Here is a 15,287-nt window from a genome sequence, read left to right as displayed (position 1 = left end):
CGGGATTGTGACATACTCCCACACTAAGCTGGTGCTATAGTATGGGCTTCTCGTTTCGTAGCCCCGGTATCCCGTCGGGCTCCACGAGCTTTAAGGACGGAATGCCCTACCGCCCTATTTTTTATATTTATCGCGGCATTTAAGTCGCGGTCAATCACAACACCACAATGTGGGCAAGAATGAGTTCGTATATTTAATTCTTTATCGACTTTTTTTCCACAGTTTGAGCAATCTTGGCTAGTATTTTTGGGGTTCACTGCTATGGTTTTCTGCCCAGCATTTCCGGCTTTGACAGTCAAAATAGACAGGAAATTTCCCCATCCAGCATCGTTAATTGATTTACTTAAACGGGTCTTTGCTAGCCCTTTAATGTTTAAGTTTGCCTCCGGCACGCCGCGCTCCGCGTCTACATGGGCAATAATATCCGCTTTTGATAACAATTCATTGGCTGTTTTGAAATGAAAATCTTTACGCTTGTCAGCTACCTTTTTATGTTGCTTGGCTACAGCTAGAAGAGCTTTTAACCATCTTTTGCTGCCTTTTTTCTTTCGAGATAAACGTTTCTGTAAAGTCTTTAATCGCTGCTGAGATGAGCAATAGTATTGAGGTATGGGGACTGATTCTCCTTCACTTGTTACTAAGAATTCTTTTAGCCCCATATCAATTCCTAGAGTATTTTTTGATGTAGGTTCAACTTGATTTGTTAAAGTTGGAACTGATTTGTCTTCTAGGGATAAAGTAATATAATAACCATCTGCTTTACGACTAATTGTTACTGTTTTAATTTGAAAACCATCAGGTAACGGTCGATGTTGAATCAACTTGATATTGCCTATTTTTGGCAAGTCGATCTTGTTTTCTTGAATGCAGTCTTGTTTGATTTGAGGATAAGTAAAACTGCGATAACGTCCAATTCCCTTAAACCTTGGTTTCCCTAATTTATTTCCATTTTTGTCTGCTTTCAACCATCTATCAAAGGCAAATTTTACTCGTTTTATGCAATCCTGCAGGACCTGAGAGTGAATTAGCTTGTATTCCGGAAATTTGTCTTTGGTATTAACCAAATCTTTTTTTTGAGAGTAATAATCTGGATTATCTCTTAGTTGAGGAATTGGCGTTACTAAGGGGCAGGCGTTAACCGGACAACGGTTTTCTGACCACCATGAGAATCTTTCACTCAACCGATAGTTGTACTGCCGACGCAACAATTCCAACCACATTTCTATTGTGGCTAACTGTTCTTTATTTGGCCTTAATTTATATTGGTAGGCAGTCCGCATGGTGGAAAATTTCCGGGGTGATTGCAAGATAATCATACAAGTTTTTCAACTAGGGCGAAAGCTTCTGCTGGGATAGCATGCAAATTTAATGGGCATCGAACCTACTCAATTGGCCGCCGATTCATCTCACACTCCTCTTAAAAATTATGGTTCTTAAAAATTATGGTGTGAGGCTTCTCGGCGGTCTAGCTAAAGACGGTTATAACTTATGTATGATAAGTTTTATACTTTATACCTTGATAAGTATCTTATCGGCTGTTACACAGATATTCTATTATTTTCAGCATATATTTATGATTCATTGAAGCGCTTGTTTTTTAATTAACCTTTGTGTGCTGACTAAAGCTTTATTTAATTCATAGCTACGTTGCTGGGGATTTTTTAGATAAGCTTGTTGTTCTTCTTCAATCATCTCTACATCTTGCTGCACTAATCCATCGAGTAGTTTTTGAGCTGAACCAAATAAACTATTTTTCACAAATCGTCTAAACCATTCTGGAAGTTTATGTAAACGCCAAAAGGCATGAAGTGATGTAAAATGAATCAGATAAGCTTGGGTTTGTTTTTCATTAATAGGTAATAAAAGACAATAAATTTTAAAATCTTTGCCCAGATTAGAAACCCAATTTGGATAGATATAACTAACATTTAATGGTTCGGGATGGAGTTGTCGTAAACTAGGAAATAATAATTGAGAGATAGACCAGATTTTGTCAATTTTGTAATAACTTTGAGCCTGATAATAAGCATCTACTCGGTCGTCATTTTCAGATAAATCTATTAATTTTGCTGCTGCCCATGCTTGCCAGTTTTGATGTAAATGTCCGTGGTACATATCCATCAAATTTTCCACTAAATAAGAATAGTGCGCTCGACATTTTATAACTGAGATGGTGGCTATATAGTTTAGGTGTTCCCACTCAGGTATTTCTAAAGGATAAATTGCATTTGCTAGGGATTGATCTCCAGGAAATAGCCAGATAAAACCGTGTATTTCTTGGACTGGAAAAGTACGAATTTGACAGCTAGGCAATTTTTGATTACTTGCTAAATAGGGCACATGGGAACATTCACCACTTGACTTAAAACGCCATCCATGATATGCACATTCTAATTCATCAGCGATCGCGCGACCAGAACTAAGTTTGACAAAGCGATGAGGACAAAGGTCTTCTAGAGCATGGACTTTTCCACTTCGATCCCGATAAAGGACAATTGATTGATGCCAAAGGGTAATGCTGAAAGGTTGATATTTTATCTCTACACTGCGGGCAACAGCATACCAGTGATTGTGATTAATTCCCAACTTACGAATATCATGGAAAAAAGTCATTTGAGAGAAAGACATAGGGTTTATATCATGTCCGGTTGAATACTTATTGTATAGTTGAGAGTAGGGGAGTGGGGGAGTAGGGGAGTGAGGGAGTGGGGGAGTGGGGGAGTGGGGGAGTGGGGGAGTGGGGGAGTGGGGGGGTAGGGGAGTGGGGGCGGGGGGGACCCAACTATGCGCTAAAAATGCGCTCCTTTTTGACCATGAAGAGCTGAAAACCATGTACTTTTTCAATACCTAAAAATGCTAAAACCTTTATCTGGTAATTATTTGAGATTTAATCAGCAAACCCTAACTAGATAACAAATCAAATAAGTTGAGTTGCACCCCTGCCAGATCGTCTCCACAAGCTTTTTACTGAACGGCGTGTCCCACCGCGATTAACCCTCTATTTCTAATGACTTTTGCTGCAGCTACATCGCGATTTACTTGATAACCACAGCTGCTACAAATATGTTTTCTGTCAGAGAGCTTCTTTTTCTGTCTATGCCCACATTTAGGACATTCTTGAGATGTGTAATTTTTGTCAACTTTAGCAAAATACTTACCTTTTTTCCAGCAAATATAAGGCAATATTTCATTGATAAATTGACCTATACCACTATCTAAAGATTGTTTTCTGACAATGCCTCTAGACCAGGATTTGAAGTTGATATCTTCAACAAAAATATTGTCTGTGCCATCACAAAGTTGATGAGCTAGTTTGAAATGCCAGTCCCGTCTAGCATTGGCTATTTTTTCATGTAGCCTAGCTATTTTGTTCTGAAGCTTTAACCAATTATTTGAACCTCTTTCCTTATTCTTAAGTCTTCTTTGCAGCAATTTCAGCTCGCGTAGTTGACTCAATAAAAACTTAGGGGATTTAATTAATTTACCAGTTGAAGTAGTTACAAGTCTAATTATAGGTAGAGTTCCCTCCTGCCAAACATAAAACTCAAAACCATCCGCTCTCAAACCAGTAACCACAGACTCAGGAATTTCTACAAAAATTTCATTTGCCTCCACTGGATGACATAACCTGGCAACAGGACAATTGACCAAACCTTGCGCTAATTTTGTAGCCATCTGGTTAGCATTGCTAGCATTTTTCAGCCATACATCATCAGTAATGTAAGCTTCTAACTGAGCTGACAAATATCGCATTTTTGAGAATAAATGCCCGCTGCGTTTGCGACGGTAGCCAAATGTTTTTGCTAATTCTTGATTGAAAAAGACTACTGCCTCCGCTGCCATCGCTCCATTTTTAGTCGCACCAAAACACAGTACATCCACCCCCGCTCGCCAAGTTATATCTGCTGGCGCACAACCCAAACTAGCAACAGCATTAGCAAAACGCGCCCCATCCATGTGTAGATACAGGTTGAGATCGTGAGTTAATTTTGCTATTTCAGCTATATCTTCTGGTAAATAAACTGTTCCTGCTTCTGTTGCTTGGGTAATACTAACTGCTGCTGGTTGAACATGATGCACTATACCAATACCAGCTTTTTCTAATGCTGTTGCTAAGTCAGAAGGATTAATTTGAGCATCTGTACCACTGAGCGTCACCAGCTTCGCACCACCCGTATAAAATTCTGGGGCACCACATTCATCCACATTAATATGAGATTCAGCATGACAATAAATAGCTCCATAAGGAGGAGCGATCGCCGATAAAGCAAGAGCATTAGCAGCAGAACCCGTAGCAACAGGGAAAATTGTCACAGGAGCTTCAAATAATTTTGAGAATTTAGCTTCCAAACGTTGAGTGTATTCATCTGCACCATAAGGCATCGCACACCCTTCATTGGCAGCTATCAAAGCAGCCATAATTTCTGGGCATACCTCAGTGACATTATCACTACAAAAGTTCATGTTTCTCATATTGTTAACTTGATTTTGCTAAAGGACTAATATCATGTCCGGTTGAACAGTTATAAATAAACACTCAGAATTCAGAATTCAGAATTCAGAATTCAGGAGGGAAGAAAGAAGAAAAGAAGGAGAAAGTTTTTTATCACTAATTATCCGGACATGATATAATATCAAATTCAAAAAAGGTAGTTACATCTTAATCTATATTTTTGCTCTTAAGTCTCACTTAAGTCTCAAATTTTATCACTCATATCATGTCCGGTAGCATCGGTATTGTATAGCAAGGGTAGGGAACACTTAACTGGGAACACTTAACTGGGAACAGGGAACAGTCAGGAATACCTAAGAGCAAGAAAAAAACTTAAATTTCCTGTAGATATTCACCTTTGGGTTTACACAAACGATACCAGCGGACATGATATCACAGAATATTGTAAATATTTAATCTTATTTTCTCTTTTTTGATATACTTCTGTTCCTCTATAACCTACGGATGTTGCATACAAGGCCCCTACTATTCCCTATTCACTCTTCTATGAATGAAGGGTTTCTTTCAATTGAAATTTAATTCGATACACGCTCCGATGTTACCGGAGATGATATTAAGAGAGTGTTTGTCAAATTAGTATTAGAAAAATATTAGATTTGTAGGGTGCAAACCATATAATGTTTGTCAAATTAATATTAGAAAAATATTAGATAAATGTTAGTTAATATTAGATTGCGTAGGGTGCGAAGCGTATATAGGTAACGCACTATCCTACAGCACGTGATGCGATCGCAAAGCAGAACGGAATTCTATCGTTATATCATGTCCACCTGAATACTTATACTTTGCTGGAGGGAAGGCAAATCAAGAAAAGGTAATTAGGGTTTGCGCTCATAAAGTCTTTTTGCTGGGGTAGGAGACAGCTATACAGGAAACAACCCACCCCTTGCCCCTCCCCCTCCGGTGGAGGGGAAGACAGGAGGAACAGGGAATGAGCGAAGAGGTAGTAGAAAGAATTGTCCCAAGATTGTTCTGCCTAACTATGCGGCTAAAATACTAACTTTTTGAGCGTTTTAGACGTGATACCAGGTACTTTTTAAAGGCCCCAAAAAGGCACTTGTCTTTATATATCAATGCTTTTAGATTTAATCAGCAAGCCCTAATTATTAATTATTAATTATTAATTATTAATTATTAATTATTGAAATATATATTAAAAATTACACATAAAAAAATTTTTTCATATAAAATTGTAGCCAATTCAATTTGTTATCAAATTTTGACACAACTTACGAAAAAACATCTTATCAATATATAGCAATGAGCGCTGGTATATTTACAAATTGCAGGAGGGGCCAAATAGCTAAAAGTCTTATATTATCAGCAATTCATTCCCCCTGTTGCCTGTTGCCTGTTGCCTGTTGCCTGCGCACAGCGCTATATTGATAATTAGAAAAAAGAGTGATACTATACAAAATAGTTAAGACATGAACATCAACTATTACTAACTTTCAAATTTTGGAGGTAAGTAAAATAATCTACAATCAAAAGAACACTCAAAAAAACTAAAATAACCTAAATATATTTATTAGTTTTATCTCTCTTTAAGTAGAAAAAGGCTAAGATAGGGATAAAAATTAATCCAAAAATATATTCAATCGAAACAAAAATAGGCAGATGGTTAGGAATCCCGCGCTGTCTCGTAGAGCAGCGTCGGGAGGATGTCAAAGAGAGCTGACTCAACATGGAAAACACTACCAGAGATTATCGTCATATACAATTCTGCGAAGGTAACTCAACAGTAGATATTGTTCAACTGGTGGCCTTATTGGATTCCGCAGCAGTATGGGCGAAAAATAGAAAAATAGAAGATTTAGAAATAGCCATTACAAACAGTAACCCAGTCGTAAGCGTATGGGATAGTCAAAAAATGATAGGTTTTGGTCGTGCTACATCAGACTGTGTATACAGAGGCACAATTTGGGACATAGTCATTCACCCAAACTATCAAGGTGGAGGACTAGGACGCAAATTAGTTCAAACAATTTTAAGTCATCCAAGAATGTGCCATGTAGAACGAGTCTACCTAATGACAACCTACCAACAGGATTTCTACAAACGCATAGGATTTCAATACAACCAAACCACAACAATGATATTGCACAATCAACCAATGGAAGGAGAAATAGAATTAACAACTAGAAACAAAGCATTACTACTTGCTCAAAAGTAACGCAAAATTTTAGCTAAGAACTCTCAATTGTTTTCTATCTAAAATGGAGCGAGTGAGGACTCCCGGTATAATCTTCGATTTACCGGGAGATGAATCGCGACCAAAATAAAAACAGATACTGACCTTGATTTGCAAGAGTCTAAGTTAACACCACTCTCAGATAGAATTATGTTATAATTATGAAATAAACCATAATATGGCAGTTACAAAAGTGATTTGTCATCGAGGTTTTACTGCGGTCGGGCAGATCGTAGAGCAAATTGACTGTGTAGGCGTACTGTCGGGGACTGGTAACAGTCTAGATAAGTGCCACTCAAGCAGTAAACCTAAATCGTGAGGTTTGGGAATCTCCCATTATAATCGCACTTATTTAATGGGAGAGGATGTCAAACTCATAGGAATAGAACATTGAGTCCGGTTAAAATCGGACTCCTCACCATCAGAAGGTGTCGCCAGTACCTCTAAACGTCCATTCATTATTCCTAACAGAGTTTGATTCATTAACAATCTCATACCAGGAGAGAGCTGAAACTCAGAACTCACAATTTTTTCAGTTTTCTCCTCATGACTCTGCTTGAGTAAATCCCAAGACTCACTCCACGCACTAACTGGACGTTGATCGTCAATCCAGATATGAACATAACCAGATTCTTGTGCAGGATGAACAGAAATATTAATACTCCCTTCATCCATTTCAGCGATCGCAGTATCAACTAAACTAATCAAAACCTGCTTCAGACGAGACTCATCCGCCAAAACATAAATATTAGGATCTGGAGGTAATATTTTCAAACGAATACTACGATTAGCAGCTTGTAAACAAGTCAGATCGTCCACCACTGCTAACACTTGACTAAGCTGAAGCGGTTCTACTTTAAGTTTTTCAGTACCATGCTCAGTTTTAGCCACATCAATAATTCGATCGAGCAGTTCCAAAGTTTTTAACGCAGAATTATACGCTTGATTAGCAAATTCACGTTCCTCTTCTGGGTTATCAGCTAAATCAAAAATAATTAACTGTAGCGTACTAATCATACTATTCATCGGCGATCGCAACTCGTGAGAAGTTCGGGCCAAAAAACCAGCCTTAAACTTACTCATTTCCGATGCCATCTGGTATGCAAGTTGAGTCTGTTTCAATTGTTCTAAAACACCTTCTAGTCGATCTAAATTAGATGCTTCAGGTGACGACACCACAGAAGGCGTTGACAAGTTCTCAGTTTTTGGCCTCAACCATAACCTACCACCTATTACCCCAAACCCTAATCCTAATGCCAAAAATAAAAAATCGTTCCAGCCCATGGGACTAAAAATATTAAACAACAATAACGTACCCTTAAAATTTTAACTTGACCGCTCCCTGACGTAGGATTTCCCAACAACTAATTTCCTTCCACTTAGCAACAGTAGAAGGAACTCCAGAAGCCAACATTATCTCCTTTTCGTGGGGCAATACCAAAACATCAGGAAATTGAGCATTAATTTCAGCCATTCGACTCAAGGGAGGTTGACCTGAAAAATTAGCACTTGTAGTAGCCAAAGGCCCTGCTTGGGCCATAATTTCCCTAGCAATATCGCAATTAGGTATCCTGATTCCAATGGTAGTTGGGTCAAAAGGGTTCATTTCTCTAGGAACCATTTCCGAAGCTGGCAGCACCAAAGTTAAAGGTCCAGGCCAATACTTCTGAGCAACCTCTTGCCATAACTGCAACTCTTCATTACTCCCTCGAACATAAGGCCACAAAGATTCAGGAGTTGCCCCCATCAAAATCAAAGGTTTATCTGGACTACGACGTTTTGCTTGAAAAATTAAATCTGCTTTTTGAGGCAGAGCTGCTAATGCTGGTACAGTATCAGTAGGAAAGCTAACTAGACTACCAGACATTGCCCCCTCAATGAGAGTCTCAATAGATACTAAACTCATTTTTTTGTTTTTTGATTTTTAATTTTTTGAAAAATTATAGTTAATTTTAGCATCTCTGGGAGAAAAACCCTCAACTCATGGAAGTTAAGAAAATGAATTGAACCAGAAATTAAATTATTTCAACCAGTGACCCTGATTAAAATTAAATGTTGATCTTAACTGCCACCCTTCAGTTGAAAAATTAAATCTTCTTTGTCAGGTCGAGCTGCCAGTGGTGGTACAATATCAATAGGAAAGCTCACTAGATTACCAGAAACTGCTCTCTCAATTAGAGTTTCAACGGATACTAATATTATTTTGTTTTTCGATTTTTAATTTTTTGAAAAAATATAGGTAATTCCAGCATCTCTGGCAGAAAAAACTCTCAACCCAGGGAGCTTAAGAAAATGAATTGAGCCTCAAATTAAATTATTTCAACCAGTTACCCTGATTAAAATTCAAGGTTGATCTTAACTGCCACCCTTCGCTGGAAAAATTACAGCACTTTTGTCAGGTCGAGCTGCCAGTGGTGGTACAATATCACTAGAAAAACTAACTAGATTACCAGAGGCTGACCCATCAATTAGATTCTCAACGGATACTAATATTATTTTGTTTTTTGATTTTTAATTTTTTGAAAAAATATAGGTAATTCCAGCATCTCTGGCAGAAAAAACTCTCAACCCAGGGAGCTTAAGAAAATGAATTGAGCTTCAAATTAAATTATTTCAACCAGTTACCCTGATTAAAATTCAAGGTTGATCTTAACTGCCACCCTTAAACAGCACTTTTGTCAGGTCGAGCTGCCAGTACTGGTAAAGTCTAAATAGGAAAACTGACTAAATTACCAGAAATTGCCCCCTCAAATAGAATCTCAATAGATACTAAACTTCATAACTTTACTCTCTAAAACAATTTTAGATTTTGTTTGAAAAAAATAGGCAAATTTATAGCAGGGAAAGTAGAATTGAAATAGTATTTATATCATCCAAATATTGATAAATACTATGTTTTACCTTTGAATTATCATCAAATCTATGAGTAATTCTGAACAAAAGAGTTGGAACAAAAGAATAAATGTTTTTTTAATAGGTATAGCTATTCCTGTAACTGGTATACTTGTAGCCATTTTCGTTCCAGAAATTAGATGCTCTTTAGGAATAGCACAAAATAGTTGTAAAAATAAATATTGCAAAAATCTATTCCAAGAAGGTAAAAGAATTGAATTCAAATATAGACCTATAAAGAAAGACCATATAGAAGTTGGAGAAGTTGAAATTCGTCAAGTCATAGATAGAAGTAAAGCAGATGGAACAACAGAAGTAGAAGGAAAGGCAACTCTTCTTGAACATTCATTTCCAATAGACATAAATCTTGAAGATCCATTATTATCAAAAGATAATAATTTTCCTAATAAGAAAAATCACGATCCTGTAAACTTCGATATTAAAATCAACAATGAAACAGGTAAATGGAAATTACGTTGGGCTGCCAAAGCAGGTGTTTTAGTAGGCGAGGATGGGACATGTGAAGATGGAAAAGCCACAATATATATGGACCACCCCATAGTAGAAAGAGAATATAAATTAGTATTTCAACTTATTCCATAACAAAGCTCTATAAAAATTTTTGAAGCTCAAGAAAATAATATTTGCTACTTCAAATAACCCATAGCAAACCTCTGAACACCCTCAATATCCGGAAAAATCTCAACCTGACAATAAGCTCCATTATCCTGCAACATTTCAGCCACCTTATCCCCTTGTCCACTCATCATTTCCACCAACCAAACACCACCAGAAACTAAATATAGTGGAGCTGTTTCAATCAAATATCTAATACAGTCCAGCCCATCAGCACCACCATCAAGAGCAAGATGAGGCTCATGTTTCCTAACCTCTGGTTGCAAAGTAGAAACCATATCACTAGGAATATAAGGAGGATTAGACACCATGCCACTCACTTTACCGCGCAAATGCTCCAATGGTTCCCACCAAGAACCTTGACAAAAATTTACTTTGTTCCCTAAACCCAATTTTGTCCCATTCTGTCTAGCAATAGCCAAAGCTTCTGAACTACAATCCACAGCATAAATAGAAGCTTCTGTCAATACTTCTGCCAATCCAAAAGCGATCGCTCCACTACCAGTCCCCAGATCCACCCAAATTCCTTGTTGAAGATGGGAAACACTATTAGTAGCTGCTACAACCAGATCGATTAAACACTCTGTTTCTGGCCTTGGTATCAAAACCCCAGAACCCACATCCAAAGAAAAATTCCGCCAATAAGTAACCCCTGTTAAATATTGAAGCGGAACTTTTTCATTTATACGTCTATACCAAAGGTTATTCAACTCAACTAAAGAAAGCCTCATTGAAATATTAGGCCAATCTTTAAAAGACTCCAAACGAAGCGTTAATCGATCTAGTCCAGCAAATTCTTGCAAAAACCAATCAACCTCAGTAACAGATATATCTGCCTTCAAAGCATCAGTCCGAGTACTACAATACCATTGCCAAAGGTCTAGACCTGAAACAACATAATCCGAAGAAAAGTCCATTGATAACGATAGCTTAGAATCTCAATTTTTATTTATTAATTATTGCTCTGCTGATTAAATCTAAAAGCATTAACAAGTAAAGGTTGTCGCTTTTTTACCGAAAAATTGGGTTTAAAGCCTCGCCCTTGTAGGGCGACTTTTTATTTGAGCATGCAAGTGAATTGAATATATGCTATTGTGTCATTAGTTGCCGGGGGGCACTCGGAAACTCGTGCGCGGACGTGGAGGGAAGCGTTAGACTACCGCCAAGGAAGCAGCACCCTGTGTTAGCGACAGCTATGCGAAGCAAAGCGTCAACCCGCCGAGGAGCTACGACTTAGTAGGAATCCCCGCGCCTTTAGGCCGGGGAGGATGTCAACGCGAAAAAAAGTGCAACTTTTTAGGCTTGAGCGACCAAAAAGTTAGGATTTTGGGCTAACTATAGCAGAAAAATCAAGGGATAAAATACCCGACTACCTCCTCTAAATTCCCCATTCCTCCTGACTCAGTCCTTCCCCTCCTGGGAGGGGGAGGGGCGAGGGGTGGGTTTGACTCCTACCCAATACCATGCCTACTTCCATAAGCAAACCCTAATTACCAGATTGTCTTAACTTTTGTACAAACTCCAAAGACTCCCTGGGAGGAATAAAAATAATCTTTTCTAAGAAAGGATCATCATCATTCTCCAACGCCTTAATCACACCCTCAAGATTAACAACTTCAATTTTCACAGAAGAAAAAACATCAGGTTGTTGAGTCTTAGCTCGATCCAACATTCCCTGCAAATCTTCTTTATTAAAAAACATAGGAATAACTTGTTGTTCCCCACGTTGAATAGTTAAATATCCATCATCAGGCCCACCTTTAGCGATAAACAAAGGTACTCCATTGAACTGATTAACATCCTGACCATTTTGCTCAAGTAAAATCTTCGCAGATTCAACCTGCCTTCTAATTGGAACATAAGCAAACTGTAGTTTTTGTCCATTCTTCTGGCTAGACTGGCTCATTTCATAAACTTCACCCAAAGATACAGGCACTACCTTAACCGTCGCTGCCAGATCGGGATCTTCTCCTTTTAATTTTTCTACAAAAGCATCCGCATCACTCTTACTAATAAAAACCCCTGCCACAGAAGAATTTTCATCACCCTCTTTTTTGACAGAAGCTACAAGAGGAGAGCCATTTTGATCGGTGATTGTAAATACAGGAACGGGAGTTAACTTCTGTAGTACTTCTTCTGCAGATAATGCCAATGCAACCATATCTTTAACAGAAGGTCCAATGAAAGTGCTAGCCACTATTCCTAATACTGCACTTAAGCGAACTAATGATTTCATAGGTTCTCCATTTTATTTAAAAAAATATAGCAAAAATATAAAGTTATAAACACCAAATAACTTATTGTAGAGAGATGAAAAAATTATGTTAATTTGTTTAAAAAGCAACGAAGAAACATGATTTAATCTTTTTAACTTTTTACTTACATATCAACTCAATCATCAAAATATTTATTCCATAATTCATAATAAATCCTGAGCTTTTTACCGTATTGAAAACAGAATTTGGCTATCATTAATTAATTATATGAAATCATTATTTTTCAGGAAATTACGAATTACTGATGATCACAATTCATTGGCTATTTTAAAATGAAAATCTTTCCGCTTATCCGTAACTTTTTTATGTTGTTTAGCCACAGTTTTTACAGCCTTTAACCACCTTCAATAATTAGTGCGTTAATGCAGACTGTAACGGGGCTGCAAATATCATCACAAAAGTAAGCCGCAAAGCTGTAGGGGCGATTCGCGAATCGCCCCTACTTAAGCCGACTGTGTAGGGGGACAATTTCATTGTGCCCTGAGACTGTATCTTTGGTCAGCTAAGAATAGACGGAGCAACACAGATTTATCCTATTGCGTAGTATCTACTTAGAATCCCCGTGACTTGAGTCCGGGGAGTAGTCAAGAAGATACAGCATATTTATCTTAGCAAAGTATAGCTGTAGTAGGAAGAGGTTTTAAATGTTTGTGTCTCATTTAACTACTGTATTTTGCTTTAAGTATCGGGATGACAGGATTTGAACCTGCGACATCCTGCTCCCAAAGCAGGCGCGCTACCAAGCTGCGCTACATCCCGGCTGAACTATAAAATTATTATAGCTCAATTTTTACAAGTTGTGCAAAAAAATTCAAAAAAATTTTACACTAAACAAATTTGTCCATATACTCAAGAAATTTTTAGGAACAAAAATCCTGATCACGTTAATTTATAGATTTTAGATTTTACAGGAGCATAGCACTAGAGATAATATACCAATTGAGTTTTTACACATAGCATATTTCTTCCCACTTAATCAATCAAAAAGTCGCCCGAGAAGGGCCAGGCTTTAGACCCAATTTTTCGGTAAAAAAATCTAAATTCTAGATTTATTATATTATTATTTTGGTTAATCATATTTTGATCAAACCAAAAACAGCTAATCTGGATACCAGAACATTCCTTTAATTCCCTCTGGATCAGGAATAAAACCTAAATTTTGGTAAAAATCAACAACATGAGGGTCAGCAAATAAGGTAATGTTGCTGATGTCCTCACTACGAAGTTTTTTGATAATGTATTTCATCAATGCTTTCCCCAAGCCCTTACCTTGGACATCAGGATGAACAACCACATCCCAAAGAGTGGCATTAAAAGCATGGTCTGATGTTGCTCTGGCAAAGCCAATCAGTCTTCGCTGACTGCCTCGCATTTGCCACATAGAGACAACAAGAAAACTATGTTGAATGGCCTTTTTTACTTTGCGTAATGGGCGACGAGACCAACCAACAGCATTACAAAGTTCTTCAAGTTCATATATATCTATGTCTCTATCTGTAGTAAAAAATATACGTCCATTACCTCTATTAGGTGAACGAACAGCTTGAGAAGAAGCATTTTCTTCCCCAATAGTAGTGTATCCCTCATAATCTGGATTTTGAGGGTGAGATGTTGGCTCAGAGCCGGTAAACAAATTTTTCCAAAAACCCATGCAGGCGTGGTTAAGTTAGTAGAAGTTGGATGACATTATTAGATAGTATATATCCCGTTCCCTCTCTTCGATTATGGCTCCGGGTTTAAAATCATCAACACTAGAACTGCTAAGGCGCTTCAACCGAGCGTTTCCACAGTTTTATGAGCAATTTGTCAGTAGTGATATCCAACTGCAAAATTTGAAGTTAGCATATCAACTGTATAAAAGTAAACAAGCTGTAATAGAACTAAGACCAGAAGGCAACAAAAGTGCCCTGCACTTTACCTACCGAAATCAATCATTTTTGCTCAGTGATATTTTTGGGGTCCTAGCTGCCTATGGACTAACTATTCACAGCCTCAGTCTTTATGGACAAATTTACCCACCGATGTTGGTCTTTATCAAATTAGTAATATCTCGGGGGGGCAAAGCACTAACAGAGAAAACCTCAGAAAATGTTTGTCGTGCCATCCAAGAATCACTGGCGGGCCGTTTCGAGGTAGAAGAAATGTTAGCTGTAGAGTTTAATCTAGATAGTGGTTTAGAAGAAGTAGCGACAGAATTTTATGTCGATCCTGTATTTCATCTACCAGCACTATTGATTGAAGCAGATAATCAACCAGGTCTATTTTATAAAGTTATGTATGCCATCTGGCAAGAAGATTTGTTAGTAGTTAACGCCAACTTATTAGTTTGGCGTGGGCGAACTCGTCTTATTCTTTACCTTTTGGGACCAAATGAAAGTTTGATTCCAGAATACTTAGGCCAAAAAATTGCTGAAGGTATGCGACAAAGATTGATGGGAGAAAGATACTAATAATAATTAATAATTAATAATTAATAATTAATAATTAATAATTAATAATTAATAATTAATAATTAGGACTTGCTGATTAATTCTCAAAGTATTGATAAATAAGGGACAAAACTTAGCTCCTACCTCCTGTAAATTCCCCTAACTCCTGACTCCTACCCTAACTAAAAGACTTTTTCAGCAAACCCTAATTAGGGCTTGCTGATTAAATATAGAAGCATTGAATGATATTGGTTTTAGGGTTTTTAGGTATCAGGCATGTGCGAACTTTTAGGTTACTGAGGTTCAAAAATTGAGCATTTTTGGCTAACTATGAATGATAGAAGAATCAC

Annotated in this window: 13 protein-coding genes and 1 tRNA gene; 5 read left to right on the top strand and 9 right to left on the bottom strand. The window is 37.6% G+C overall.

What is annotated here, in order from left to right:
* Window positions 1-23: 23 nt before the first annotated feature.
* The 3 genes from F6K54_RS02945 to F6K54_RS02935 all read right to left on the bottom strand — a co-directional run bounded on the left by F6K54_RS02945 (window position 24) and on the right by F6K54_RS02935 (window position 4,473).
* Complete coding sequence (locus F6K54_RS02945; RefSeq protein ID WP_293074221.1) at window positions 24-1,280, bottom strand: transposase; 1,257 nt, start codon at window positions 1,278-1,280, stop codon at window positions 24-26.
* A 298-nt stretch (window positions 1,281-1,578) separates the two neighbouring features.
* Window positions 1,579-2,628 carry an aromatic ring-hydroxylating dioxygenase subunit alpha gene (locus tag F6K54_RS02940; protein ID WP_293074218.1) on the bottom strand — a complete coding sequence of 350 codons (1,050 nt, stop codon included), beginning with the start codon at window positions 2,626-2,628 and terminating at the stop codon, window positions 1,579-1,581.
* 336 nt (window positions 2,629-2,964) lie between these two features.
* Window positions 2,965-4,473, bottom strand: coding sequence for an RNA-guided endonuclease TnpB family protein (locus tag F6K54_RS02935; protein WP_293074215.1), 1,509 nt, complete (start codon window positions 4,471-4,473; stop codon window positions 2,965-2,967).
* Between the two features lie 1,724 nt (window positions 4,474-6,197).
* Between F6K54_RS02935 and F6K54_RS02930 the strand changes: the two genes are divergently transcribed.
* A complete protein-coding gene (locus F6K54_RS02930; protein ID WP_293074212.1) occupies window positions 6,198-6,686 on the top strand; it encodes a GNAT family N-acetyltransferase in 489 nt (162 codons plus the stop codon).
* 196 nt (window positions 6,687-6,882) lie between these two features.
* A complete protein-coding gene (locus F6K54_RS02925; RefSeq protein WP_293074209.1) occupies window positions 6,883-7,023 on the top strand; it encodes a hypothetical protein in 141 nt (46 codons plus the stop codon).
* A gap of 29 nt (window positions 7,024-7,052) precedes the next feature.
* On the opposite strand, the gene F6K54_RS02920 is transcribed toward F6K54_RS02925, so the two are convergent.
* Both F6K54_RS02920 and F6K54_RS02915 read right to left on the bottom strand, forming a co-directional pair.
* Entirely contained in the window at window positions 7,053-7,988 is a 936-nt protein-coding gene (locus F6K54_RS02920) for a sensor histidine kinase KdpD (protein WP_293074206.1), read from the bottom strand.
* A gap of 34 nt (window positions 7,989-8,022) precedes the next feature.
* Window positions 8,023-8,610: an L-threonylcarbamoyladenylate synthase gene (locus F6K54_RS02915; RefSeq protein WP_293074203.1), complete on the bottom strand. Its 588-nt coding sequence runs from the start codon at window positions 8,608-8,610 to the stop codon at window positions 8,023-8,025.
* Window positions 8,611-9,096: 486 nt separating this feature from the next.
* Between F6K54_RS02915 and F6K54_RS02910 the strand changes: the two genes are divergently transcribed.
* Complete coding sequence (locus F6K54_RS02910; protein ID WP_293074200.1) at window positions 9,097-9,219, top strand: hypothetical protein; 123 nt, start codon at window positions 9,097-9,099, stop codon at window positions 9,217-9,219.
* Between the two features lie 407 nt (window positions 9,220-9,626).
* The gene (locus tag F6K54_RS02905; RefSeq protein ID WP_293074197.1) at window positions 9,627-10,199 is read left to right on the top strand and encodes a hypothetical protein; all 573 of its coding nucleotides are present in this window, start codon (window positions 9,627-9,629) and stop codon (window positions 10,197-10,199) included.
* Between the two features lie 44 nt (window positions 10,200-10,243).
* Here F6K54_RS02905 and prmC read toward each other — a convergent pair whose 3' ends face one another.
* The 4 genes from prmC to F6K54_RS02885 form a co-directional block, all read right to left on the bottom strand.
* Window positions 10,244-11,149 (bottom strand): peptide chain release factor N(5)-glutamine methyltransferase, encoded by a 906-nt coding sequence (gene prmC, locus F6K54_RS02900; RefSeq protein ID WP_293074194.1) that lies wholly within the window; start codon window positions 11,147-11,149, stop codon window positions 10,244-10,246.
* 569 nt (window positions 11,150-11,718) lie between these two features.
* Window positions 11,719-12,468, bottom strand: coding sequence for a Tic22 family protein (locus F6K54_RS02895; protein ID WP_293074191.1), 750 nt, complete (start codon window positions 12,466-12,468; stop codon window positions 11,719-11,721).
* A gap of 725 nt (window positions 12,469-13,193) precedes the next feature.
* Window positions 13,194-13,267: transfer RNA gene (locus tag F6K54_RS02890), tRNA-Pro, on the bottom strand.
* 340 nt (window positions 13,268-13,607) lie between these two features.
* Complete coding sequence (locus tag F6K54_RS02885; RefSeq protein ID WP_293074188.1) at window positions 13,608-14,159, bottom strand: GNAT family N-acetyltransferase; 552 nt, start codon at window positions 14,157-14,159, stop codon at window positions 13,608-13,610.
* Between the two features lie 73 nt (window positions 14,160-14,232).
* Here F6K54_RS02885 and F6K54_RS02880 point away from each other — a divergent pair, with 73 nt between their 5' ends.
* The gene (locus tag F6K54_RS02880; protein WP_293074185.1) at window positions 14,233-14,958 is read left to right on the top strand and encodes a hypothetical protein; all 726 of its coding nucleotides are present in this window, start codon (window positions 14,233-14,235) and stop codon (window positions 14,956-14,958) included.
* Window positions 14,959-15,287 lie beyond the last annotated feature (329 nt).

The organism is Okeania sp. SIO3B5, from assembly GCF_010692555.1.
GTDB lineage: Bacteria > Cyanobacteriota > Cyanobacteriia > Cyanobacteriales > Microcoleaceae > Okeania.
The sequence above is the reverse complement of the archived record's forward strand: the minus strand, read 5'-3'. Positions and strand labels throughout refer to the sequence as shown.

Coding starts and splice junctions, on each gene's coding strand:
- F6K54_RS02940 (WP_293074218.1), bottom strand. CDS start 2,628: ATGTCTTTCTCTCAAATGACTTTTTTCCATGATATTCGTAAGTTGGGA.
- F6K54_RS02880 (WP_293074185.1), top strand. CDS start 14,233: ATGGCTCCGGGTTTAAAATCATCAACACTAGAACTGCTAAGGCGCTTC.
- F6K54_RS02925 (WP_293074209.1), top strand. CDS start 6,883: ATGGCAGTTACAAAAGTGATTTGTCATCGAGGTTTTACTGCGGTCGGG.
- F6K54_RS02945 (WP_293074221.1), bottom strand. CDS start 1,280: ATGCGGACTGCCTACCAATATAAATTAAGGCCAAATAAAGAACAGTTA.
- F6K54_RS02915 (WP_293074203.1), bottom strand. CDS start 8,610: ATGAGTTTAGTATCTATTGAGACTCTCATTGAGGGGGCAATGTCTGGT.
- F6K54_RS02920 (WP_293074206.1), bottom strand. CDS start 7,988: ATGGGCTGGAACGATTTTTTATTTTTGGCATTAGGATTAGGGTTTGGG.
- F6K54_RS02885 (WP_293074188.1), bottom strand. CDS start 14,159: ATGGGTTTTTGGAAAAATTTGTTTACCGGCTCTGAGCCAACATCTCAC.
- prmC (WP_293074194.1), bottom strand. CDS start 11,149: ATGGACTTTTCTTCGGATTATGTTGTTTCAGGTCTAGACCTTTGGCAA.
- F6K54_RS02895 (WP_293074191.1), bottom strand. CDS start 12,468: ATGAAATCATTAGTTCGCTTAAGTGCAGTATTAGGAATAGTGGCTAGC.
- F6K54_RS02930 (WP_293074212.1), top strand. CDS start 6,198: ATGGAAAACACTACCAGAGATTATCGTCATATACAATTCTGCGAAGGT.
- F6K54_RS02935 (WP_293074215.1), bottom strand. CDS start 4,473: ATGAGAAACATGAACTTTTGTAGTGATAATGTCACTGAGGTATGCCCA.
- F6K54_RS02905 (WP_293074197.1), top strand. CDS start 9,627: ATGAGTAATTCTGAACAAAAGAGTTGGAACAAAAGAATAAATGTTTTT.